Below are 24818 nucleotides of genomic sequence, written 5' to 3' on the forward strand. Positions count from 1 at the left end.
AATATAAAAATTGAATATTTTATGTCTATTTTTGCATTATGATTTATAACGATACAATTGTAGCATTAGCAACCGCTTCAGGCGCAGGAGCAGTAGCCATTATTAGATTATCTGGTAAGGATGCTATAGCTATTGCAGACCGCTGTTTTGAGTCTGTAAAAAGTAATAAAACACTTTTAAACCAAAAAACACATACCATACATTTAGGACATATTGTTGATGACAAGCGTACTATAGATCAAGTTTTGGTTTCGGTTTTTAAAAATCCAAACTCGTATACAGGTGAAGACGTTGTAGAGGTGTCGTGTCATGGTTCTATTTATATTCAGCAAGAAATTATTCAATTGTTTTTAAGAAATGGTTGTAGAATGGCTAATGCTGGAGAGTTTACTTTACGTTCATTTTTAAATGGGAAATTAGATTTAAGTCAAGCAGAAGCTGTGGCAGATTTAATTTCTAGTGATAATGAAGCGTCACATCAAATTGCGATGCAACAAATGCGTGGTGGTTTTTCTAGCGAAATTGCTAAATTAAGAGCAGAATTAATGAATTTTGCTTCTTTAATAGAATTAGAATTAGATTTTGCAGAAGAAGATGTGGAATTTGCAGATCGTACGCAGTTTCAGGTTTTAGTTGAAAAAATCACCTTTGTTTTAAAACGATTGATAGACAGTTTTGCTGTAGGAAATGTTATTAAAAACGGAATTCCTGTTGCTATTGTAGGAGAACCAAATGTAGGAAAGTCAACCCTTTTAAATGCGCTTTTAAATGAAGAAAGAGCAATTGTAAGCGATATTGCTGGTACAACAAGGGATACTATTGAAGACGAGTTAGTTATTGATGGTATAGGCTTTAGGTTTATTGATACTGCAGGAATTAGAGAAACTAAGGATGTGGTTGAAAGTATTGGAATAAAGAAAACCTTTGAAAAAATGGAACAAGCCCAAGTGGTTGTGCTCCTTTTTTCTGCAGAAGAGTTTAAAACAGAAAGTAAACGACTAAAGGTAGAAATCGAAAAAATTAAAAATAGATTTCCATTGAAGCCACTTTTGATTATTGCCAATAAAGTTGATACTTTAAATACAGAAGAATTAGATAGACTAAAGCTTCAGTTTGAAAATGTCCATTTACTATCCGCAAAATCTGGTCTTGGAGTAGAGGAGTTAAAAGCAAAACTGATTGGTTTTGTAAACACAGGAGCCCTTCGTAATAATGAAACAATTGTTACTAATACAAGGCACTATGACTCATTATTAAAAGCTTTTGAAGAAATACAGAAAGTAAAATATGGTTTAGAGTCTGGTTTGTCGGGTGATTTATTGGCAATAGATATTAGACAAGCCTTGTACCATTTTGGCGAAATTACTGGTGAAATCACTAGTGATGATTTACTAGGTAATATTTTTGCTAATTTCTGTATTGGCAAATAAATGGCTAAAAAACACTAAAACAAAATAAACTAAACTACAGTAAATCAATAGATTACGATTTTTAATTTAGACTATATTTTAATATATTTTATTAATTTATAGTCTTTTTTGTACCTATTTTGTACCTCGTTTGGTCTTTTTATTTATATTTGAACCATAGGGCGAAATGATGGCACCTAATTACACCTAATTACACCTAATTACTCTTAATGCATCTTAAATACCCTTAATGATGCAAAAAAAATAGGAGAAATTAATAGTTATAATGAGTTCAAATATTCGAATTAATAGAGTTTGTGAAAATTGCAAAACACCTTTTGTTGCAAAGACTACTGTTACAAGGTATTGTGGAGGTAATTGTGCTAAAATTGCTTACAAAAAGCGAAAAAGAAACACCAAGGTAAAAAAGTCTAACACTGAGACTGTAAAGATTAAATTAGAACCATTAGAGATTATTCAGGTAAAGGATTACTTAACCGTAAAAGAAACTTCTGCGCTTTTAAATATTTCTAAAAGATCGACCTATCGTTTAATAAGCGAAGGGCAACTTAAAGCTTCTAATTTGTCTGAAAGATTGATCCGTGTAAAACGATCTGAAATAGAGAGACTATTAACTACGTTATAAAATATTTTAATGGTAAACATAACTGTTCGTAAAAAGAAACTTGCTAATAATATGTATAGTTTGTATCTAGATTATTGGCCTGCTATAACTAATCCTAAAACAGGAAAAGATACAAGACGCGAATTTTTAAAACTACAAGTTTTTGGAGCGCCAAAAGATGCAGCACAAAAAAAACACAATAAAGAAACTATTGAGTTTGCTGAAATAATACGTGCAAAACGACTAATTCAGTTTAGAGACAAAGAGTATGGTTTTAAAGAGAACGTTAATCTTAGCGTTAATTTTATAGCTTTTTACGAGACGATAATTGAGGAGAAAATGAATGCTACAAGTCATTCAAATTATCTAGCATGGAAAGCGTCACTAAAGTATTTAAAAGCATTTTTTGGTCAAAAAATTCACACGCATCAATTAAACGATGGTCATCTTATTAAATACCGTAACTTTTTATTATCAACCAATAACCTTAGAGTTAATGATGGTAGCAAGCTAACAATTAATACTGCATCTACGTATTTTAAACATTTTATAGCTGTTTTAAAAAAGGCATATAAAAGAAATTTGATATTAACGGATTTAGCAGATAATGCAGAATATATAAAAGAAGAGCAAACGCATCGTGAATATCTAACAGAGCAGGAACTTGAAAAGTTATGGAAAACGGATATTAAAATAGAAAAGATCAAGCATATGGCATTTTTTGCGGCTTTGACTGGTTTTCGTTTTTCTGATATTATAAACTTAAAATGGGAATTTGTGTATAATGACAAACATCAAGGTTATTATATTCAACTTAAAGAGCAAAAAACAGGCAATATCAATAATCATCCAATATCTGACAATGCATATAGTTTATTAAAAGCTCAAGGTGTGGGTAAGGGTAATATTTTTAGAGATATAAAATACACGCAAGTTACCAGACCTCTTAAGCAATGGATCACAGACTCAGGTATAACTAAAAAAATATCGTTCCATAATTTTAGACATAGTTATGCAACACTTCAATTAGCAAACGGAACAGATATATACACGGTATCAAAATTACTAGGTCACAAAAATGTATCAACAACACAGATATACACTAAAGTGATGGACAAAAATAAAATAAAAGCAGCAAATAGAATTAATTTAAATTTAGATGGATTACTTACAGATATATAACGAAAATTACCAATTTTTTTTTAAACAATATAAAGATGAGTTTTATAAGTTTCTTAATAATTCAATAGATGATGATAAGAAATTTAAATACGCGTTTAAATCGTTAATTCCAAAAATTCTAAATATCGCACTTTCGGAGATCGGCTTTAGTGAGATACAAGGTTCTAGATCTAGAATAATTGTTAATTCATCAAAAGATATGTATAATACAGATGGTTTGCGTAAAGTGTTGAATAGTGAACTAAAAGAGGAGTTTGAAAGTTTACAGAAGAAAACAAATAATCTTTTTATAGATTATTATCATTACTTAAAAAGTTTTAGTTGTCAACAAGCATATTGGGATTATGTGGAAAAGGTTGATGATGAAGAGAAAATTATTAATGTTCTTTATAATTTGAAAGAGCTAGATCAGTATAGTTTTAATAAAACAATTGATTATGGAAAAGTTTTAAAAGAGTATGATTTTGAATATTATAATCTTAATCCTGATGATAAGGGTAGGAATATTAAGAAAGAAACGAATGTCCCTGTATTGAATAAAAATGAGAGTTTTTTACTTTGGCACGTTTTATTATCTGTAATACAAGAAAGTGAAAAAGGCTATTTGATTGAAGTAGGTAGAGCTCTTGTTTTATCTAATATAGATACTAATCAATTATTGACAGATGAGTATAAAAATAATAATGGATATAAATTTTTAACTACAGGAATTGAAAGTGTTTTTAAAAAAGAAAATAGAGTTAAATTAATAAACGATTTATTGCATAAAATAAGACCATATAAACTAAAGAAAACTGAGGTTAAATTAAAAATATTGTTAAGGAATCTCGCTTAAATTAAAGTAATTTAAGTGATATTTATTTAATTAGCTTTTTGTTTTAATTGGTAAAACCTTCAAAAACAGAATTTTACGATTATGATTTTTAATTTTAGCTTAAAGCGAATACACCCGACCCATATATAGAATACTAAAGTGTCATTATACATTTGTTGAATATTAATTTATTAAAACCAAATATAATGAACAAAAATCAATTCTTTTTAATGGATGACAATGCGATAAATGAGCTTGTCAAACGCATTACAGACAAATTAAATCTTTCCCTAGGAAAAGACCCGCTCCAGGAAGATGAATTTATGACCATTGATGAACTAGCCAAATTTATTTCCATGACTAAAGGAAGTATATATGGATTAGTTCATAAAAATGACATTCCTTATCACAAAAAAGGCAAACTCTATTTCCTTAAATCCGAAATTATGGATTGGATAAAGAGCGGAAAACGTGAAACAAAATCTACACTTCACGAAAAAGCAGACGAGTATCTTCTTAAAAATCCTTTCAATTAATCGTTAGTCTAACGTTTAAATAACGCAAAATGGATAGATATACATACAATTGTAACTATTGTGGTGTAGAGTACACCCCAAGAAGAAGAAGAGTTCAAAAATATTGCAGCAATAGTTGCAGGGTTAATGCTTTTAAGCAAAGACAGGTTAAAAACCAGAATTTACCAATGGTTAAAAAGACTGATTCGGTTGGAGCACAAGATAAAATGAGTTGGAGTGGAGTAGGAAATGCAGCAGCAGGTAGTCTGGCTGTTAATTTAGTATCAAGTCTGCTAACTAAAGAAGAAAATAAGCCAGCTACTAAAGGTGATATTAAAAAGCTGCTTTATGGTAGCTCAAATAAAGATATACTAATAAAAAATGTACCACCTAGAGTAGATGGATCAAGAGCTTATTTCAACACAATCCAACAAATATTAATTTATAAAAAATAGCAAGAATGCAAACAGAAAATAATAATCCTTTTAAGCCAGTAGGACTTAAAGAGATGGAAGAACTTTATAAAGATTTATTAGGGATAAGGTTAAATGATAACCACCCTTTTTCAGTAAAAATTTTAAATAATTTGATTATCAAATTAGAGATAATAATTAAAAAATTAAACTATAATCCTAGGTTACCATGGTACGATATCGAAAAGGAGGTAATAGATATTTGTAAAATGGATACGTCTAGTAATGGCGTTAACATTAAGTTATTGTTTACGACTAAATTTGGGGTGATTGATGAGTCTAGGTTGTCTAATTTAAAAATAAGCGTGTGATCATGGAAGATAAATATCTAAGAATAGGATCTGCTTATTATAAAGATGTAGAAATGCCATTAATAAGTAATGATTCAATTAAAAAGCTTGTACAATGGTCTAAATCAGAAATCATAACTGATCATGGTAAGGATTTTATTAAAAAAGTGCCTAAATATGATGGCTTCTGTTTAATTCCATCTCATAATGACTATGAATCTGTTATAAATGGATTTTATAATAAATATGAAAAGGTACATCATGACATTATTGAGGGTGGGTTTCCTGAAACTTTAAAATTTTTAAAACATATTTTTGGTGAGCAGTATGAAATTGGCTTAGATTATATCAGTATTTTATGGCAAAAACCTACGCACATACTTCCCATTTTATGTTTGGTCAGTAATCAAAGAAATACAGGTAAAACAACCTTTCTAAATTGGATGAAATTAATTTTTCAAAACAACATGACTATTAATAATAATGAAGATTTTAGAAGTCGATTTAATTCTGACTGGGCATCTAAGTTAATTATTGCAGTGGATGAGGTATTATTAGATAAAAGAGAAGATAGTGAACGTTTAAAAAACCTGTCAACAGCTAAATCTTATAAAAGTGAAGCAAAAGGAAAGGATAAGATAGAAGGTAGTTTTTTTGGTAAGTTTATTCTATGTTCCAATAACGAAGAAAACTTTGTATACATAGATAATTCAGAAACTAGATACTGGGTACGTAAAATTATACCTTTTGACTTGTCAGAAGACAACCCTAATCTTTTAGAAACATTGCAAAAAGAATTACCACACTTTATTCATTTTATAATAAATAGAAAAATTGTAAGTCCTAGAAAAACAAGAATGTGGTTTACTACAGATCAAATATATACGCAGGCGTTAGCTGTTTTGATAAATGGAAGTAAAACTTACATTAATAAAGAGTTGGAACAAATCCTTTCAGATGAGTTTTTATTATTTGAAACTAACGTTTTAAAGTATTCAGTTACGGATTTAGTAAATAAGCTAAGTAAAAATAATATCAGAACCAGTTCTTTCAAAGTCTCAGAGATATTAAAAAATCAATACCAATTGGAAGCTAAAAACAGTAGTTATATTAAGTATAACACATATACTTCAGCAGATAATAAACTTATAATTGAAGAAACTGTATTTAAAGGTCGTCATTATACATTTACGAAAGAGGAATTTGGAATTATAAGTTGATCTGTTGATGTATTACTGTAATGCCATGCTAGCTGGCACTTATGGTATAAACAAACAAGCAACTTATAAGCAACATTTGCAACTTTGTAATTGTTGACACATTGTTTCTTTAGTGTTGACCTCTGAATAGCCTAAAACATTAGGTTTTGGTATGATAGGCAACAGGCAACAGATTATTCAGTAGGTTTTTATAAAACAGAATCTTGTTTAAATAGATCTTTAAGTTTATTTAATTCTAATACATATCTTCTTTTAACGTGTTGAATTTCAATTCGTTAACATTATGTTTCTAAACAGTGTTTATTAACAATTGTTTTAAAGTAAATTATGCTTTGATATTAACTTGATATTACTATTTTTATAATCCCTAAGAATTTCACATTTAAATAGCTAACTATAATATATAACGGATTACACCGAATAGAATAATTATGTCAAAAAACCAATCCAAAGCAGATATTAACTTCGAACAGGAGTTATGGAAAGCGGCAAACGAACTTCGAGGCGCAGTAGCCGAGAATCAATATAAAGATTACATATTACCGTTAATATTTTTAAAGCACATATCAGAACGTTATGAGTTACGCAGAGATAAATTAAAAGATTTACTACGCGATAAAGGCTCTGATTATTACACAACAGATACCGAAGAACAAAATTACGTTTTAGAAGATCCAGACGAGTATCTTTCAAATAATACTTATATCATTCCAGAGAAAGCTACATTTCAGTTTTTACAAGATAATGCAGAGCAGGATAATATTAAAGTTTTAGTAGATGATGCTTTTGACGTTTTAGATCAAACATTAGCAACCTACAGACCAGACTTAAAAGGAATACTACCACGTATATTTGTTAAAAGTCAATTAACAGCTAAACAAGTAGCAGGTTTAATTAACCTATTAGCAAACCCTAAATTATCAGAAAAAGAAAATCCAGATAGTGATATTCTAGGTCGTGTATACGAATATTACATAGGCAAGTTCGCTATAGCAGAAGGCTCTGGTGCAGGACAATTCTTTACGCCAGGAAGCATAGTACGTTTATTAGTAGAAATGATAGAACCTTACGAAGGTAAAATTTTCGATGCTGCATGTGGATCGGGTGGTATGTTTGTGCAATCGCTTAAGTTTTTACAAGCCCATAATGGAGACAAAAAAAACATTTCAATTTACGGACAAGAGCGTTACGATGGTACACTACGTTTATGTAAAATGAATTTAGCCTTGCGCGATCTCTCTTTCGATGTACGTTTAGGAGATTCTTTACTTCAAGATAAATTCCCAGACTTAAAAGCTGATTTTATAATTGTAAACCCACCGTTTAATGTCAGCCAATGGCATCCCGAAGATTTACCCGAAAATGACCCACGACTATTTGGTCCAAAAGATGAGTTTACTACAGATGGTAGTGCCAATTATATGTGGATGCAAACTTTTTGGAGTCATTTAAGCGATACAGGAACAGCAAGTGTAGTTATGGCAAATGGAGCCATGACTTCTAATAACAAAGGTGAAAAAAACGTACGTCAACACATGGTAGATAATAGCATGGTAGACTGTATTGTACGTTTGCCAGACAAATTGTTTTTAACTACAGGTATTCCTGCATGTATCTTTATTTTAAGTAAAAATAGAGATGGTAAAGATGGAAAGCATAGAGAGCGTAATAATGAAATTCTTTTTATAGACACCTCTAAAATGGGAACTATGGAAAGTAGGAAACTACGCGTCTTTACTGATGAAGATATTGATAAAGTAACTGAAACCTACCACGCTTGGCGTAATGCCGATCCTGTCACCTCGAGCGCAGCCGAGAGGTCTCATAAGGACTATAAAAACACCGACGGCTTTTGCTACAGCGCAACTTTGGAGGAAGTGCAAAAACAAGACTACAAACTCACACCAGGAATTTACGTTGGTACAGAAGAAGTAGAAGATGATGGTATTCCGTTTGAAGACAAAATGGAAACTTTGAAAACGCAATTGGAAGCGCAGTTTAAAAAAGGGAATGAGTTGCAGAAACAGATTTTATATAATTTTGAAAGATTTTAATTAATGAAGTTTTTAAACCTTAAAAATACCGTTGGAAACATATTTACTAAAAAAAATGTGCTCTTATTTGTCGTGGTTTTTTCTTTTTTTTATTTTCAAACGGAAATCATTTATTCTATAAATAAGCACTTAACAACTGATGCTGATTTTTCTAATAGTATTTTAGATTTAGGAATTATTTCTGTTTCTGTTTTAATAACTTTTTATTTATTATATAAAATGGCTTCTTATTCGTATCAACCTTCATTTAATCAGAAGGTTGTTATAGGTATGACTGTTTTTCTAATTTTATACTATAAATTAATAAATATAGAACTACCATGGACAAATTTATCTGACTCATTTTTTAATATAGAATACAATACATATGTTTTAGTTCCTTTAATAGTTGCTTTAATGTTTTTTGTAATAATCAAATTCTACAAAAAGTTGGATACAGTTTTTTCGTTGAAAAACGATTTAACAAAAAACAACTCAAATGTTTATTTAAATGATGATCCAATATTAAATGAAGACGAAGATATACTAAACTATCAACCAAAGATTGACAGTTTAAAGAGTATATTGTTAAATGAAACTTATAAAAAATCTATTTCAATAGGTTTAGTTGGTCCTTGGGGAAATGGAAAATCTAGTGTTATTCATATGACACAACTACAAATAGAAAACCAGACTAAGGATGATATATTAATGATTCATTTTTTACCTTACTTAAATCATAAAGAAGATGATATTATTAATGAATTTTTTATTTCTTTAAGTAAGCAGCTATCTAAATATAGTGGTAAGTTATCAAGTCAGATTTTAGATTATTCAAAAAAACTTACAGAAGTCTATAAAGGTGGGAATGTATTTGATTTTTTTGATAAACATGTGTCAAATATAAATTCTACTCCTGCAAAAGAACTTTATGATGACATTAATACTAGGCTGCAAGAAATAGATAAAAAAATAATAATTTTTGTAGATGATTTAGATAGATTAAGTGGAAAGGAAATAATACAAGTTTTAAAGTTAATTAGAAATACTGCTAATTTTACCAACACAATTTTTGTCGTAGCAATGGACAAGGATTATGTTATTAATAGATTAAAATCTGAAAATAATATTTCAAGTACTCGATTTGTAGATAAATTTTTTCAACTAGAAATTTACTTACCTGAAATCGATAAAACCATCCTAAGAAACTTTGTGTCTAAAAGTTTAAAAGATTCAATACTTAATAATTCCTCAGATTTTGAAATTAATTTTTCTAGAGGATTTAACCATAAAGGAAACCTTTTTGATGATTTTATAAAAAATTTAAGAGACTCTAAACGCTTAGTAAATCAAATAATATTTGATTATACTTTTTTAGGAGAAGAAATCAATTTCAAAGATTTCTTGAATTTTACATACTTTAAATTAAAGTTCCCAAAATTTATGGAGTTGTTAAGTCATAATAAACTCGATTTTCTAATTTTAAAAAATGGAGAATATGGTCTTAAACCAAAACCAGAACCTGAAGGAGAAAATACACCTGTTATCCAGTCAAATTATAGAGATTTGTTCATTTTTAATTCTATAAAATCTAATGATTATAGTTATTTAAAAAAATACGCGGTTACAGATTTATTATTGCCTAGTAGCGATTGTTTAAGAAATGTTTTAAACATTGACTGTGACGATGTTTTATTGCTTTCTAAAAGTTTAGCTCATTTATTTGGAGAAGAAAATAAGGTTGAGGATTTTAATTCTATTAAAAAGGAAAACAATTTTAATATGCTAATGCAACAAAGAGTCTTTAAAGAGTTGTTTTTAGAGAATGAATTTCAACAACTTATAAAAGAAGAAGATGAAGAAAAAAGGCATAATATTATAGAAAGTCTTTACTCTCAAAATAAATTAATTCAACTTTTTAGCAGATTAGACTACTTTAGTTCCAATGATGAAAAACTAATGTCTAATATTATATTAATAATTTTCAAACTTTACGAAAAAAGAAGAGAATATGAAGTTCAGGAGCAGCAATTACTCAATAAAATGGGTGTTTTTGTAGACAGGTACATTGATAAAGATGAAGGTATTAACCAAGAAAATGTAGATTGGGTTCAAAAACAATTATTTAAAGGAAGTATTCTTTCTTCAGAAAATAAATTATCTATTATTTGTGAGTTATTTGATTCAAAAATTGATAATAAATTATGGCATATTAAAGAGGATGAATTAACTAATAAAGCACTTTTACTGTTTAAAGGGTTTCTAGAATCCAAAAAAGATAAGCTGTGGGCAGTTAATGATTATTCTATATATAAATATTACCATTCATTAAAATTTATGCGTGAGTTAAAAGAGAAACTAAATAAAGAAATTAAGGACTTTTGGAGGGGTAATAATATAGAATTACTATGTGTGCAAAGTACAGATTCCCCAGGTTTTTCTCTATCTTCTTTTAAAATTTCTGATGGAGTTAAAGATGTTTTTGGTAGTAGATCTCAATTTCATGAGTTTATATTAAAGCATTCAGAAAACCCTTCAGATGCTGTAAAAGAGTTTATAGATCTATATAATTTGCATGAAATTACAGGCTATAGTTTACCTGTAATATATCAATTTAGTTCTTCTAAGTTAATGATAAAAAAAATAGAAGTTAATGGGGCTAACCAAAAGAGGTCTAAATATGACGAAGACGCAAACCGTTTGCAAATAGTCTTTGAAACTAATCTAGAGGGTTTGTTTTTAACATTAATTGATATTAGAAGACAAAAAGGAATTTATGATCTTGTTAAGGAACAATATCCTAAAATAAAGATATTACCCGATGAATTAGAAGCCTCTCAATTCTTAACTTTTTCCTTTAGAAAAAAAACCTATCTCTTTGTAAGTTACGATAAAAAACATAGGACGAGTCATGCTATTGAAATTTTAAAAACTTTAGAAGCAATTACTAATGTTATGTATCATCCTAAAAATAATAATTTTGAACCATATAAGACGAAGTTATCTAGTAAAGAAAATATCATAGTCGATCAAGATCATTATATGAAAGTATTATCAATTCAACCATAAAAAAATAGAATGCACAATAACTGGAAAACATATAAACTCTCAGATACTTTAAAAATAATTGGAGGAGGTACACCCAAAACTTCAGTATCAGAATATTGGAATGGTGATATTCCTTGGTTAAGTGTTAAGGATTTTCAAGGTGAGCAAAAATTTGTTTCTAGTACTGAAAAGACAATTACAGAGGAAGGTCTTAAAAAATCTTCAACCAAATTATTGCCTAAAGGAGCAATAATAATTTCAGCTAGAGGAACGGTTGGTGAATTAGCTGTTTTGGAAAAGGAAATGACTTTTAATCAATCATGCTATGGCCTGTTGCCAAATGAGAAAACTGATAAAAATTATTTGTATTATTTAGTAAAACAAAAAATCAGAGAACTGCAAGGGTTAAGTTATGGAAGTGTATTTGATACAATAACAACTAAAACGTTTGATGGATTAGATGTTCAACTCCCACCACTCCCAGAACAAACCGAAATAGCAAACATCCTATCAGCAATAGACGATAAAATAGAAAACAACCTAGCCATAAACAAAACCTTAGAAGACATGGCTATGGCATTATACAAACATTGGTTTGTAGATTTTGGTCCTTTTCAAGACGGTGAGTTTATAGATAGTGATTTGGGTTTAATTCCTGAAGGTTGGGAAGTGAAACGATTGGAAGAACTTTCAGAAATAGGGTCGAGTAAAAGAATATTTAGAAAGGAATATGTGGATGTAGGAGTCCCTTTTTATAGAGGGAAAGAAGTTATTCAATTAAGTAAAGGGAAAAATATATCCACAGAATTATTCATAACGGAAGAAAGGTTTCAAGAAATAAAATTAAAATTTGGTGCTCCAGTAAAAGGAGACATTTTAATATCTTCAGTTGGTACTATAGGTGTTTCTTGGTTAGTTGATGATTCAGATGAGTTTTATTTTAAAGATGGAAATTTAACATGGCTAAAGAATTATAAAAGCTTTATTAAAGGAGAGTTTCTTCATTTGTGGCTAAATTCAAATGTTGGTCAAGAACAAATTTTAGGAGAAACTATTGGAAGCACACAACAGGCACTTACAATTTCTGCTTTGAGAAGTTTAAAGCTAGTTATTCCTCCTAAGTCTATTTACCAAAAATTAGAAGAGAATTTAGTCAATAGCTATCGTCAAACTCAATTAAATCTATCGGAAGTTGCAACACTAACAAATCTCCGCGACACCCTATTACCAAAACTAATAAGCGGAGAAGTACGCTTAAAAGAATTTAGAGAGCAAGTAGAAAACTTAGTTTAATTAATAAGATTCCTGCTTTCGCAGGACATGAATTATGACAACAGAAGCAACCATAGAACAAGCCACCATAGATTGGTTAACCGATTTAGGTTATAAACATCAATTGGGCACAGCCTTACCACAAAATCATAATACAGAAGTAGTATTAAAAGATAGGTTGCTTCAGTTTATACAACAACAATATCCAGAGATTCCAAAGGAGATTCAAACCTTAGCAGTGTCTGAGTTTACCAATAATGCAGGAGCAGATCTAGAGCATCGTAACCGTACCTTTCATTTAAAACTAACTAAAGGTATTGAGTTTGCGTATGAGGATGCTTCGGGAAAAGAAAAGGCAGTTCATATTTACCCTATAGATTTTACAAATCCAGAAAACAATACCTTTTGGGCAGTCAATCAATTTAGTATTACAGGAAAAAATAAACGTCGCCCAGACATCATTATTTACATTAACGGATTGCCATTAATTGTATTCGAATTAAAAAACTGGTACGACCAAAACACCAATGTAAAAGAAGCACACAACCAAATACAACATTACAAAAAAGACATTCCGTTGCTGTTTGAGTATAATACTTTAACTATTATTAGTGATGGTAACGAGGCGCAACATGGTATGTTTAGTTCGGGTATGGAATGGTTTGCTGCTTGGAAAAGTATTAACGGTAGAGATACCGTACAAGAAGACGATTTCCAGATGCACACTTTGTTATTCGGCTTATTCCCAAAAGACAGAATACTAAATTATATAAAAAACTTTATTTTTCATGAAGATCATAATGGTAAACTCATTAAAAAAGGCGCAAAGTATCATCAGTTTTTCGGCGTTAACTTTGCGGTAGACGCAGCTAATAAATCGGTGCGTCCGTTTGGTGATGGTCGTATTGGTGTCATTTGGCATACACAAGGATCGGGCAAAAGTATCTCTATGGCCATTTACACAGGTATTTTGCGTAGTCTTCAAGAATTAAAAAATCCAACCATCGTAATACAAGTCGATAGAAGTGATTTAGACAGACAACTGTATGAAAACTTCGTACTCGCTAAAGATTTGGTGGGTGATGTACAACATGCCGATACTACACAAGATTTGCGTAACTTATTAAGTGCAGGCGCTGGAGGTGTTATTTTTACAACTATAGAAAAATTTAGATTAAAGCAAACCACAGAAGAAGCTTTAGGGGAATTAGAACACCCTATTTTATCCGAACGAGAGAATATTATCGTTATGGCAGACGAAGCGCATCGCACGCAATATGGTTTACTAGATGGATTTGCCTCTAATTTGCGCAAAGCTTTGCCTAATGCTTCCTTTATAGGGTTTACAGGAACACCAGTTGATAGTAAAGATGCAGACACACAAGAAGTCTTTGGTTCTGTAATACATACTTACGATATAAAGCAAGCAGTAGAAGATAAAGCAACCGTTAATATTTTTTACGAACCACGTTTAGCAAAACTGCATTTATGGAACGAAAGTATTGATGATGAGGTCGATGCTTTGGCAGAAGGCGAAGAAGATAATAGCAATCTTAAATGGGCTGCTATTGAGGATGCCGCAGGTAGTGAAGATCGCGTTAATAAAATAGCTAAAGACATACTTAACCATTACACAAACAGAACAAACACTTTAGCAGGAAAAGCAATGGTGGTTTGCATGAGTAGACGTAATTGCGTAAAAATGTATAATGCACTAACGGCCTTAGACGGTTGTCCTGAAGTAGCAGTAGTAATGACAGGTAACATCTCTAAAGATCCAGTAGATTGGAACCCACACTTTAGAACAAAAGATGCTACAGAAGGCATAAAAGCAAGATTTAAAAAGGAAGACGATCCTTTAAAAATAGTCATTGTTAGAGACATGTGGTTAACAGGTTTTGATGCACCTTGTGTGCACACCATGTATGTAGATAAAATTATGAAAGGTCATAATTTAATGCAAGCCATTACTAGAACCAACCGTGTTTTAAAAGATAAGAAAAACGGTGTTATTGTAGATTATATTGGTATTGGCGATAACTTAAAAACAGCAACTAGTAAATATACAGGAAGTGGTGGAGAAGGCAAACCAACTATTGATATTGAGCAAGCATTGGAATTGTTTTTCAATCAAGTTGAAATATGCAAAGCCTTTATACCTCAATCTATTGATTATTCCGATTGGAAACGTTTGCGTGATGCCGACAAGGTGCTTTTAGTAAAATCTGCTTTAAACCATGTGATTAAATATGACGAAGACGCAAACAATTACATGAAGGCTGAAAAAACCTTGTCTAGTTTGTTATCTATTGTGAAAAGTCAAACTGAAATACAAGAATATGCTGTAGATATTTTATTTGCGCAACATGTTTCTAAAGCGTTGCGTAACGCAAAATCCGTAACCTCCAGTCGAGGCGAGCAAAAAGAAAAAATTAAAGAATTGATTAGTCAAAGTATCGATTCTGAAGACATAGTTGATGTTTTCGCAATGGCAGGCATAGAAAAACCAGACATCTCCATTTTAGATGACACCTTTTTACTAGGTGCTAAAAATGAAAAAGATGGGCACGCTTTAAAAATAGAATTGATTAAAAATATTCTAAAAGACGAAATTAAATTAAGACTTCATAAAAACATCAAAAAGTACACCTCTTTAAGAGAAGAACTTGAAAAGGTAATAGAACGCTATCACAATAATGCATTGGATAGTTACGCTACTATTGCCGAAATGGTAGAACGCGCAAAAGATTTGCAAAACGATGATAAACGTACTTCAGAACTAGGTTTAAGTGACGAAGAATTAGCTTTTTACGACATCTTAGCAGCTAAAAAAGAGATTATAAAAGAAGAAGGTCCAATTCAAGATATTGTCCACGCAGTAGTTAAGGCAGTAAAGGCAAATCTACAATACGATTGGACAAAAAAAGAAAATGCAAAAGCAGCAATACGCTTATCCGTAAAGAAAGAACTGCGCAAAAAGGTAAGTTTGTCTAAACTTAACGAAATATTAGAAGAAATAATGCAGCAAGCCGAAGGTCAGTTTAAAGACTGGAGTGCTTAAAAAAAAATAATACGCTATTAATTAATAACCAATAAAACCAACCATTATGAAAAAATTAATTTTATTTCTGTTCTGTCCTTTTTTTCTTTTTGCTCAGACTAGTAGTGATACAGTTAAATATGTTAGCTCTAAATCCTTTTCCAAAATCTATAATAAATATTTGACAGAAGCTATTCTTGGAGATTCTGATTTAAGCAATTTAGGTTCTTATGTTAGTTTAGATATAGTAAAGCCAAAATTAAGTTTTGCACTAAGTAAAAACTGGTTTGGAAAAAATGATGAAAAATTAAAAGCAACTAGTACTTTTAAATTTGATGGAGGGATTAAAAACGATATATCTACAGTATTTAGTAATGAAGAATATAGCACAGATATCAATATTAAATTGGATCAGAGTTTAGTTTTGTCATTTTGGGGACTAACAAGGTATAAGTTTACAACAGAATATAAATCAGATTTAGACTCTAAAATAACTAAATTAAATTTAAAGAAAACTGATTATGACGATCACAAGATTTTACTTGATGACTTAATAAGTTCATATAAGTTAGAAATAAAAAATAATACGAAATTAAGTGTAATTGAAATAAAAGAAATTAAACAGAAAATTTACGATTTAAAAATAAAACTAGAAACATTAGAATTGGAGGATTATGATTCAAAAAAGGAAAAAATCGAATTAGAATCCAAATGGTCTTCGGTTAGATTAGTTTGGTTAAATTTATATGCTAAGTATGGTACTCAAAAATTATATACTTATGATTCAAACTTGAGTTTTTCTGAGCAAATAGAGAAAATTACTCCTGAAAACCATGAGTTAGGATTAGGACTCAACTTGTTTTATGACCAAGTTAATAATCTTTCTTGTGATTATAAAAATCATTGGGCGTATATTTTTAATGGTCAATATTCTATTAATTACTCCTACGCTGAAACAAATAATTCTTCAGAGCTAAGTTCTGAGAAAATTGTTACTGAAAATAATATTGGTAATACAGTAAATGGTAATAGATTTATTGAAAAAACAACTAATGCTTATTTATTAGGAAGTTTTGATACATTTAAAAGGCATCAAATAGCTTTTGATATCAATAAAAAAATTATTGATAATTTGCATTTACATATTTATGGTGATTATAATGAAATCGATCAATCCGATAAATACAATGGTAACTTCAAGAATTTTGGGCTTGGATTAGTGATTGGATTACAAAAGAAAAGCGATATAAAAAAGAAGACTATTGTGAATTTTGAATTATTTACTCTTTTTAAAGATATCGAAGATAAATTTCAAGAAACTGGAGATGAATTTTATAAAAGAGCAGTTGTCGGAATAAGAACGACAATACCATTTGATAATTTATTGAAAGGAAAATAAATTAATTTAAGAGGGAATAAAACAGCTAGTCTAAGGTCTGGTTAGCGTTTGGAGTTCTTTTTTTATAAAATAGACTGGTAAAAAAAACTTTAAAATCATCTGTTAAAATCATATTTTAAAGGTTAGTCATAAAAACATGGAATATTCAAAATTAGAATCTTTACTTACTCAGTCTGAAAATATTGTTAGTAGCCACCTTCAAAATATTGAAGAGAAAGGAGAAGACTTTAATGTTTTTTCTATTTTAGGAATGGAAACCAATGAGACTAAAACCCATTCAGCTATGATCGTGGCTCTTTTAGATCCAAAAGGAAACCATTATTATAAAGAAACGTTTTTAAAATTATTTCTTCAAGAAATTAGTTACAAAGATTATGTAGAAAAAGAATTAAATGGTGTTTGGGTAAAACCAGAGCATCATTTAGGTAAAATATCTAAAGATTATAAAAGTGGCGGTTTTATTGATATCTTAATTACTTTTCCTTCAGGTAAGGCTATTGCTATTGAAAATAAAATTAATGCCGGTGATCAGCCAAAACAAATGTATAGGTATAGTTTGTTTAAAGGTGGAGCTTGCTCATTATACTATTTAAATAAAACAGGAAAACAGCCAACCAAAAGTAGTCTCTATACTTTAACAGATAGGGATTATGAAGTCATATCTTATAACAAGCATATTTTAAGTTGGTTAGAACAGTGTTTGTTAGTTGTTAAGCCTGGGTCAATTGTAGAAAATGCAATAAAGCAATATCAAATTTTAATAAAAAAACTCACTAATAGTATGGATAAACATTTAGAAAATAATTTAAATGAGCTAATTATAAATAACCTGAAAGAAGCAAAGTATATTCATTCGCATTATCAAAAAGCAGTTGATAGTATTAGAGAGAAATTTAGGAGGTCAGTATGTAAAAAGTTAAATTCTATGCAGTTAAATGTGAAAGCTGATCTTGGTAATGACACAACTCACGTTTATTCGCAAATATGGTTAAGATCTGATGCTTTAGATAAAAAAGGGGCATTTTTTGGTTTGGAATCCTTCTCAGGTGAAGGTAATAATAAAGGACGCATTTTTGTAGGTGTATTAGATAAAAGGAATAAATATGATGCTATTAGAGATGGTGATTATAGATTAAGTAGTTTTTGGCCTCTAGTAAGCGATATAAAAACTTTAGATAACAATTCTTTAAATTTATCAAGTACTAATACACTGGAAAAGCTAATAAGTAATTCTAATTATTTTGAAGAAATGGTTGATGTAATTACAAAACAAACAAAAGATTTTATAGATATGTATCATGATCTTTATTTTAATAATGATGTAATTTAAAGGAGAGCATGAACAATAAAATTAAAATGACATGCGGTGGTACGTTTAATTGGTATGATCAGTGGGTTGTAATAAGTATTGACTTAATCGAAGCTTATGTAGAGCAATGTGAAATATCAAATAGTTTAGCTATAAATGAATTTGAAAGATATAAAAAACAAGAAATAGAAGAGCACGAACATGGTGCAAAAATTTTTACACATTTTAGATTGATTGATGGGGCTACTTTTAATGCTAAAGATATAATGTATATTGAATTTCCTAAATTGAATAGACATTCAACGTTAGTTTTAATAATGAGTATGTTCGAGAAAACATTAAAAAATTTATGTGATAGAATTAATGTCTTGTTTGAACTAAATAAATCGTTTAAAAAAATACCAAAAGAGAGTTTACTTTCAAGTATAAAGACTTATTTATCAGAAGTAGCAGGGCTTCAATTTACTCATGAATTGGATGAGCAATGGAGCGATTTAATGTGTTTGCAATCTATTAGAAATAGTATTACTCATAATTTTGGAAGATTTGAAAGAGGAACGAATTCTGTAACTGATTTTATCACAAAAAATAAAAATATAAGTCTAGCAGAAAATAGAGAGATTTATTTTAATCATGAATTTCTAAAGGATTTAATTCCTGATTTTAGAGCGTTTTGCATAGGGTTACAACAATCTATACGAGATAAGAATAATATTACTTAAAGGATGGAAACATATTTTTAAATATTGAATGATGCTTCATAAAGTTTTAGGTTTACGGAAGGTTGTAAAGATGAAAATAAATTTTTTTCTTTCTTGAAAGAAAGATACACGTCACAAATTGAACGTATTTTAATGTACGGTAGCAACGTTAAAGTAATTGAGCCAATTACTTTACAAGATAAAATAAAAGGAATTTATAAGGACGCTCAATCGCAATATGATTTAGATGCATAATATTTAAATTTAAAACCTACATTTGTAACAATTAAGGAGAAATTACAGGCGAAATTATTTTTCAGCCAAAAAAAAGTAAAATTTTAATTTTTTTTGTATCTATTTTGTACCTTATATCTTGTAAAGTGCTTATTTTACTCAATAAACACTTTCTGTATTGGTAAATAAAGCAAGGCTATCCAAAAAACACAATTTCTAAAAATGACAATTAACCAACTTCCAGGCACCTATAATATAATTGGTAGTAATCAAGATGTGGAAGGTGTAACCTATAAAGGACAATTAAGCCTGACCTTAGACCAAAACAATAGAGTAGTAGCTAAATGGTTAATTAATAATAGTCAGGAGCAGTTCGGTACAGGTTTTTTTAAAGATAATATTCTTGTTATAAATTTTAATTATAAAGGAGAGGATGACGCAATTTATAAAGGTGTTGTTGTTTATAAGTGCATTACTAACGATATATTAGAGGGATTCTGGTCTGAAAAACATGGTAATCCTTTATTTTTAGGTCAAGAGCGATGCTTTAGAATAGTAACCAACAACCAATTAGTAAATTAAGTAGGTTATTATTAGGTTAAGTTTTTATTGTTGCGCTTCAAATTTGGTAACGATTTAAATACTTGTAAATCAATAATTTAAAATTATTGATGTAGTTAGATTTTGGTGCTTGTTATCTCTTGTTTGTAGTAAGATTGCAAAAAAACATTCGTGGTTTTAAATAAATTCATTTATCTTTTAAGTGTAAATTGTTGATTTTTAATTTTTAATTATTCAATGAATTGTCATATAATGTTTTAAGAGTAACAATATGTTTTTATGAGCGATACAAACACTAAATTAGTAGAACAATTACAGCATCTATATGGATTTTCTGATAATTTTATAGAGTCGCTTCAAGATGGATTAATAATAATAACGCCTAAAGGCGAAATTGTTTTAATAAATGATGCCTTGTGTCGTTTAACAGGTTATGATAAAACAGAATTGGCAGGAGCCTTATTACCTTTCCCTTTTTGGCCTCCAGAACTACATGACGATTATAAATCGCTTTTTAAAGAGCTTTCAAAAGAACATGTTAAACGAGAATTTAAAGTTATTTACATGCACAAAAACGGGAAACGCTTTCCTGTTACTGTCTTTTTTGCAAGCATTAAAAATAATCAGGATAAGGTCATAGCCTACATAGGCTTTATTCAGAATATAGAAGGTGTTGATTATAAAACATTAAATAATCCATCTGATAATCAAGAAGTTTTTACAATTTTAAATTATCGAAAAAAATATTTAGACTTAGTACTAGAGCGAAAAATAAATCAACAATTACAAATCACTTTAAATAATATATCTGATGGATTTGTCACTTTAGACGAAGATTTATGTTATACCTACATTAATGATAAAGCAATAGAATTAATAGGTAAGAAAGGAGTAGATTTAATTGGCGAAAACATTTGGAAAGCATTTCCAGAGATCATAGGACACCCTTTTTACAAAGCATGTTGCAAGGCACTTGAAACCCAAACAACACAATATTTTAGAGGACATTTTAAGCCTTATGAAAAATGGTATGATTGCCGATTTTATCCAACAGCTAAAGGAGGTATAACTATTTATTTTCTAGATATTTCTGAACAAGAAAAAACAGAAGAATTACTATCTGAAAGCAAGAACGATTTAAACGCAATAATTAATAACATTGGTGATCCATTATTTGTAAAAGATGACCAAAGCTGTTTAATCTTAGTAAATGATGCCTTTTGTAAAATGTTTGATACTAATAGGGAATTTGTAATTGGTAAAACATTAGCCGAAGACGTTACAGAACAAGAGCGAGAAACTTTTTTAAAAGTAGATAAAGCAGTTTTAAAAACGGGAATTGAAAACATAAGTGAAGAAACCCTTACAGTTAAAAATAGCAAAACTAGAACTATTTCTACAAGAAAAACAAGATATGTTGATACAAATGGAAGTAAATTTATAATTGGTACGATTAGAGATATTACTAATCGTAAAAAAACAGAAGTAGAATTAGATTTATATAGACATCAATTAGAAGAGCTTGTTAATAGTAGGACAGAAGAGATAAATATCAAAAATGCCGAATTACAGCGTATGAATAAATTGTTTATTGGACGAGAATTAAAAATGAAAGAATTAAAAAATAGAATTGGAAAATTAAAAGAAGAAAACGATAACTTAACTAAACAATAATGCCTAATTTTTTTGATTCTTTTTAAATATGAAGCGTAGTCCAATTTATTCAATATTAAAAAAACCATTAGTTGCAGGTTTTATAACGTTTGCACTATTGTTATTTTTAACGGAATATATAACGTTCCAGAAATATTATATAAACGAAAACAATCAAAAAAGAGAAATTTCTAATCAAGTAAATTTAATTAAAGAAAAATTACAATCTTTAATTATGTTTAGTTTTTCAGCCACTAAATCCCTAGCATATATAGTAGAAAGAAATGGGATTCCGGAAGATTTTGATGATATAGCTGTAGAGTTGTTAAGTCGCAGTAAATATTTTGATGTTGTAGAGTTAGTAGATCGTAAAGGATTTATAACCCATGTCTATCCATTAAAAGATAATGACGTTATAGGGTTTAATATTATAGATAGTAAGGAGGCTAGTAGTGGTGCTTTAGCAACAATTAAAAGAAACGATTTTTTTATAGCAGGACCAGTTAACCTTAAACAAGGAGGTGTTGGAATGGTCAGTCGTCAACCAATTATTATCGATTATAAATTTGCTGGGTTTTCTGCAGTGGTTACTAAATTATCAACTTTTTTTAAAGATTTAAATATAGATCCTTCCAATAATAAGCAATACATCTATCAATTATCTAGAGTAAACCAAAAGACAGGAGAAGAGGACTATTTTTTAGATAATGATGTGTCTGGTTACAAAGCGTATGCTGTGCCAATAGAGATGACATTTGGCGAGTGGAAGCTATATGTAATTCCCACAAAACACGATTTTAATACAGCAATTATTTTTGCTATCGTAGGATTTTTATTAACCCTATTAAGCAGTTTTGGCGTTTGGTACTTTGCAGGACGTTCAGAACGCATTCATAAATTAATTAACATCGAGCTTAAAAAGCAAAAGTCACAATTAACTAAAGTATATGAAACTAGTAGGAGACAAATTAAACTAAGTGAGTCTAACCTAAATAAAGCCCAACGTATAGCCAAACTAGGTAATTGGGAGCTTTGCCTAGAATCTAGTAAGCTTACTTGGTCTAAACAAATGTTTAGAATTTTTAAAAAAAATCCAAAACAATTTAAAGTTTCACACCAAGCAATGTTGGATATTATACATCCAGAAGACAGGGATTTTGTATCCAAAACATATTCGGACTCGCTTATAAATAAAGTACCATATCGCATCACATACCGTTTAAAATTAGATGACAATCAAATTAAATTCATAGACGAACAATGCGAAACCATTTATGATAAAAATCAAATGCCAGAAAAATCATTTGGAATAATTCAAGATGTCACAGCACGAATAAAAAATGAAGAGGTACTTAAAAAAAGCGAATTATTGTATCGTAGTTTAACCTCAAACGCGCCAATTGCAATATTTAACATAAATCATAAAGGCGAGTGTACCTATGTAAACGAACATTGGATTAAATTATCAGGTATTAGTTTTGAAGACGCTATGGGTCAAGGTTGGTTAGAAGCTTTTCATCCAGAAGATAAAAAAAAGGTGATTGCAGAATGGGAAAAGGCAATGTCATCAAATATCAAATTTAAAACAGATCTTAGGTTTAAAGATAATACGGGTAAAATCACATTTTTGACCGTAAAGGCTACAAAGCTTTTAGATGAAGAAAATAATGTTTTTGGATATATTGGTATAGCCTTAGATATTACAGAAAGAATAAATAACGAGAAAGAATTATTAAAATATAAAAACAATTTAGAAGAGTTAGTTAACGTTAGGACAGAAGAGCTTAAAGATAGTAAGGATGCTTTACTAAACCTGCTTGAAGATCTAAATTTCCAATCCTTAGAGTTAGAAAAAGAAAAAGCTAAAGCACAATCTGCAGATTTAATGAAATCTGCATTTTTAGCCACAATGTCGCATGAGTTAAGGACACCAATGAACTCTATTATAGGATTTACAGGTATTTTACTAAAAGAGTTAGCTGGTCCATTAAATCCAGAACAAAAAAAGCAAATCAAAATGGTTAAAAATAGTGGAGAGCATCTGCTAGGTTTAATTAACGATATTTTAGATATTTCTAAAATTGAAGCAGGTAAGTTAAAAGTGACTTATAATAATTTTGATTACTTAGCTTCATTAGAAAATACAATTAACTTTTTGCAGCCTCAAGCTTCAGCAAAAGGAATTACTATTTTACCTCAAATTTCAACCTTAGATATTGTTTTAAATAGTGATGAGGTCAGAGTGGAACAAGTATTATTAAACCTAATGTCTAACGCTATAAAGTTTTCAAAAAAAGGAACCATAACAGTTAAAGTAGATATAAAAGACAATAATCTTATTACACAAGTTATCGATCAAGGTATTGGAATACATAAAAATGACATCAATAAACTGTTTGTGCCTTTTACTCAGTTAGAAGGTGGTTTGGATAGACACCATGAAGGCACAGGTCTGGGCTTATCAATTAGTAAAAACTTAATTGAAAAACTAGGAGGTAAAATATCTGTAGAAAGCACCTTAGGAGAAGGTAGTAATTTCACCTTTTCACTACCATTAATGCCTTCTGGTAGTAAATAATACTGTCAAAAATTATTTTAAATACTAAAAAATAATATATTTATAAAGCTATTACTATTCTTAATCATCAAAGCCCATGATGCCTACTATTTTAATAATTGAAGATAACAAGCAAAACATGTATATGTTATCCTATTTACTTGAAAAAAATCAATACCAGGTCTTAAAAGCTTACAATGGATCTGAAGGATTAAAATTAGCAAACATAAATAATCCAGAAATAATATTGGTAGACATACAGTTGCCAGACATGGATGGTTATGCAATATGTGAGCAGCTAAGAAATAGTGATTTACCAAAAAACACCACAATCATAGCTGTAACCTCATATGCAATGGAAGGTGATAAAGAAAAAGCGATGCAAGTAGGAGCGGATGGTTATATAGAAAAACCCATAAATCCCGATACATTTATAAACCAAATGCAAGAAATGTATCTTGCAAAAAACCAGAAATAAATAGG

General features: G+C 29.7%; 20 protein-coding genes. All 20 read left to right on the plus strand.

The window, feature by feature from the left end:
- Positions 1–38 precede the first annotated feature (38 nt).
- The 20 genes from mnmE (at position 39) to JM82_RS03585 (ending at position 24813) form a co-directional block, all read left to right on the plus strand.
- Positions 39–1430 (plus strand): tRNA uridine-5-carboxymethylaminomethyl(34) synthesis GTPase MnmE, encoded by a 1392-nt coding sequence (gene mnmE / locus JM82_RS03490; RefSeq protein WP_145001281.1) that lies wholly within the window; start codon positions 39–41, stop codon positions 1428–1430.
- Between the two features lie 265 nt (positions 1431–1695).
- Positions 1696–2055: a helix-turn-helix domain-containing protein gene (locus JM82_RS03495; protein WP_145001283.1), complete on the plus strand. Its 360-nt coding sequence runs from the start codon at positions 1696–1698 to the stop codon at positions 2053–2055.
- Between the two features lie 9 nt (positions 2056–2064).
- Complete coding sequence (locus JM82_RS03500) at positions 2065–3216, plus strand: tyrosine-type recombinase/integrase (RefSeq protein WP_145001285.1); 1152 nt, start codon at positions 2065–2067, stop codon at positions 3214–3216.
- Entirely contained in the window at positions 3194–4051 is an 858-nt protein-coding gene (locus JM82_RS03505) for a hypothetical protein (RefSeq protein ID WP_145001287.1), read from the plus strand. The genes JM82_RS03500 and JM82_RS03505 overlap by 23 nt, the downstream gene beginning before the upstream one ends.
- A gap of 185 nt (positions 4052–4236) precedes the next feature.
- The gene (locus tag JM82_RS03510; protein ID WP_145001289.1) at positions 4237–4566 is read left to right on the plus strand and encodes a helix-turn-helix transcriptional regulator; all 330 of its coding nucleotides are present in this window, start codon (positions 4237–4239) and stop codon (positions 4564–4566) included.
- A 29-nt stretch (positions 4567–4595) separates the two neighbouring features.
- Positions 4596–5000, plus strand: coding sequence for a hypothetical protein (locus tag JM82_RS03515; RefSeq protein WP_145001291.1), 405 nt, complete (start codon positions 4596–4598; stop codon positions 4998–5000).
- A 5-nt stretch (positions 5001–5005) separates the two neighbouring features.
- Positions 5006–5329 carry a hypothetical protein gene (locus tag JM82_RS03520; RefSeq protein ID WP_145001293.1) on the plus strand — a complete coding sequence of 108 codons (324 nt, stop codon included), beginning with the start codon at positions 5006–5008 and terminating at the stop codon, positions 5327–5329.
- A gap of 2 nt (positions 5330–5331) precedes the next feature.
- Positions 5332–6528, plus strand: a complete 1197-nt coding sequence (locus JM82_RS03525) for a primase-helicase family protein (RefSeq protein ID WP_145001295.1) — start codon at positions 5332–5334, stop codon at positions 6526–6528.
- 431 nt (positions 6529–6959) lie between these two features.
- A complete protein-coding gene (locus JM82_RS03530) occupies positions 6960–8582 on the plus strand; it encodes a type I restriction-modification system subunit M (RefSeq protein ID WP_145001297.1) in 1623 nt (540 codons plus the stop codon).
- Positions 8583–8585: 3 nt separating this feature from the next.
- Positions 8586–11630 (plus strand): P-loop NTPase fold protein, encoded by a 3045-nt coding sequence (locus tag JM82_RS03535; RefSeq protein ID WP_145001299.1) that lies wholly within the window; start codon positions 8586–8588, stop codon positions 11628–11630.
- A gap of 9 nt (positions 11631–11639) precedes the next feature.
- Entirely contained in the window at positions 11640–12902 is a 1263-nt protein-coding gene (locus tag JM82_RS03540; RefSeq protein WP_145001301.1) for a restriction endonuclease subunit S, read from the plus strand.
- A 34-nt stretch (positions 12903–12936) separates the two neighbouring features.
- Positions 12937–15942 (plus strand): type I restriction endonuclease subunit R, encoded by a 3006-nt coding sequence (locus tag JM82_RS03545; RefSeq protein WP_145001303.1) that lies wholly within the window; start codon positions 12937–12939, stop codon positions 15940–15942.
- 46 nt (positions 15943–15988) lie between these two features.
- Entirely contained in the window at positions 15989–17320 is a 1332-nt protein-coding gene (locus tag JM82_RS03550; RefSeq protein ID WP_145001305.1) for a hypothetical protein, read from the plus strand.
- A 136-nt stretch (positions 17321–17456) separates the two neighbouring features.
- Complete coding sequence (locus JM82_RS03555; protein ID WP_145001307.1) at positions 17457–18650, plus strand: PD-(D/E)XK nuclease family protein; 1194 nt, start codon at positions 17457–17459, stop codon at positions 18648–18650.
- 8 nt (positions 18651–18658) lie between these two features.
- Complete coding sequence (locus tag JM82_RS03560) at positions 18659–19351, plus strand: hypothetical protein (protein ID WP_145001309.1); 693 nt, start codon at positions 18659–18661, stop codon at positions 19349–19351.
- Between the two features lie 93 nt (positions 19352–19444).
- A complete protein-coding gene (locus JM82_RS03565; RefSeq protein WP_145001311.1) occupies positions 19445–19585 on the plus strand; it encodes a WYL domain-containing protein in 141 nt (46 codons plus the stop codon).
- Positions 19586–19786: 201 nt separating this feature from the next.
- Positions 19787–20146: a hypothetical protein gene (locus JM82_RS03570; protein WP_145001313.1), complete on the plus strand. Its 360-nt coding sequence runs from the start codon at positions 19787–19789 to the stop codon at positions 20144–20146.
- A 258-nt stretch (positions 20147–20404) separates the two neighbouring features.
- A complete protein-coding gene (locus tag JM82_RS03575; protein WP_145001315.1) occupies positions 20405–21799 on the plus strand; it encodes a PAS domain-containing protein in 1395 nt (464 codons plus the stop codon).
- Positions 21800–21827: 28 nt separating this feature from the next.
- The gene (locus tag JM82_RS03580; protein WP_145001317.1) at positions 21828–24356 is read left to right on the plus strand and encodes an ATP-binding protein; all 2529 of its coding nucleotides are present in this window, start codon (positions 21828–21830) and stop codon (positions 24354–24356) included.
- 76 nt (positions 24357–24432) lie between these two features.
- Positions 24433–24813, plus strand: coding sequence for a response regulator (locus tag JM82_RS03585; protein WP_145001319.1), 381 nt, complete (start codon positions 24433–24435; stop codon positions 24811–24813).
- Positions 24814–24818 lie beyond the last annotated feature (5 nt).

This window comes from Olleya sp. Hel_I_94 (genome assembly GCF_007827365.1).
Taxonomy (GTDB): domain Bacteria; phylum Bacteroidota; class Bacteroidia; order Flavobacteriales; family Flavobacteriaceae; genus Olleya.

Coding starts and splice junctions, on each gene's coding strand:
- JM82_RS03495 (WP_145001283.1), top strand. CDS start 1,696: ATGAGTTCAAATATTCGAATTAATAGAGTTTGTGAAAATTGCAAAACA.
- JM82_RS03550 (WP_145001305.1), top strand. CDS start 15,989: ATGAAAAAATTAATTTTATTTCTGTTCTGTCCTTTTTTTCTTTTTGCT.
- JM82_RS03540 (WP_145001301.1), top strand. CDS start 11,640: ATGCACAATAACTGGAAAACATATAAACTCTCAGATACTTTAAAAATA.
- JM82_RS03560 (WP_145001309.1), top strand. CDS start 18,659: ATGAACAATAAAATTAAAATGACATGCGGTGGTACGTTTAATTGGTAT.
- JM82_RS03510 (WP_145001289.1), top strand. CDS start 4,237: ATGAACAAAAATCAATTCTTTTTAATGGATGACAATGCGATAAATGAG.
- JM82_RS03580 (WP_145001317.1), top strand. CDS start 21,828: ATGAAGCGTAGTCCAATTTATTCAATATTAAAAAAACCATTAGTTGCA.
- JM82_RS03535 (WP_145001299.1), top strand. CDS start 8,586: ATGAAGTTTTTAAACCTTAAAAATACCGTTGGAAACATATTTACTAAA.
- mnmE (WP_145001281.1), top strand. CDS start 39: ATGATTTATAACGATACAATTGTAGCATTAGCAACCGCTTCAGGCGCA.
- JM82_RS03520 (WP_145001293.1), top strand. CDS start 5,006: ATGCAAACAGAAAATAATAATCCTTTTAAGCCAGTAGGACTTAAAGAG.
- JM82_RS03575 (WP_145001315.1), top strand. CDS start 20,405: ATGAGCGATACAAACACTAAATTAGTAGAACAATTACAGCATCTATAT.
- JM82_RS03570 (WP_145001313.1), top strand. CDS start 19,787: ATGACAATTAACCAACTTCCAGGCACCTATAATATAATTGGTAGTAAT.
- JM82_RS03555 (WP_145001307.1), top strand. CDS start 17,457: ATGGAATATTCAAAATTAGAATCTTTACTTACTCAGTCTGAAAATATT.
- JM82_RS03585 (WP_145001319.1), top strand. CDS start 24,433: ATGATGCCTACTATTTTAATAATTGAAGATAACAAGCAAAACATGTAT.
- JM82_RS03505 (WP_145001287.1), top strand. CDS start 3,194: ATGGATTACTTACAGATATATAACGAAAATTACCAATTTTTTTTTAAA.
- JM82_RS03515 (WP_145001291.1), top strand. CDS start 4,596: ATGGATAGATATACATACAATTGTAACTATTGTGGTGTAGAGTACACC.
- JM82_RS03530 (WP_145001297.1), top strand. CDS start 6,960: ATGTCAAAAAACCAATCCAAAGCAGATATTAACTTCGAACAGGAGTTA.
- JM82_RS03545 (WP_145001303.1), top strand. CDS start 12,937: ATGACAACAGAAGCAACCATAGAACAAGCCACCATAGATTGGTTAACC.
- JM82_RS03525 (WP_145001295.1), top strand. CDS start 5,332: ATGGAAGATAAATATCTAAGAATAGGATCTGCTTATTATAAAGATGTA.
- JM82_RS03500 (WP_145001285.1), top strand. CDS start 2,065: ATGGTAAACATAACTGTTCGTAAAAAGAAACTTGCTAATAATATGTAT.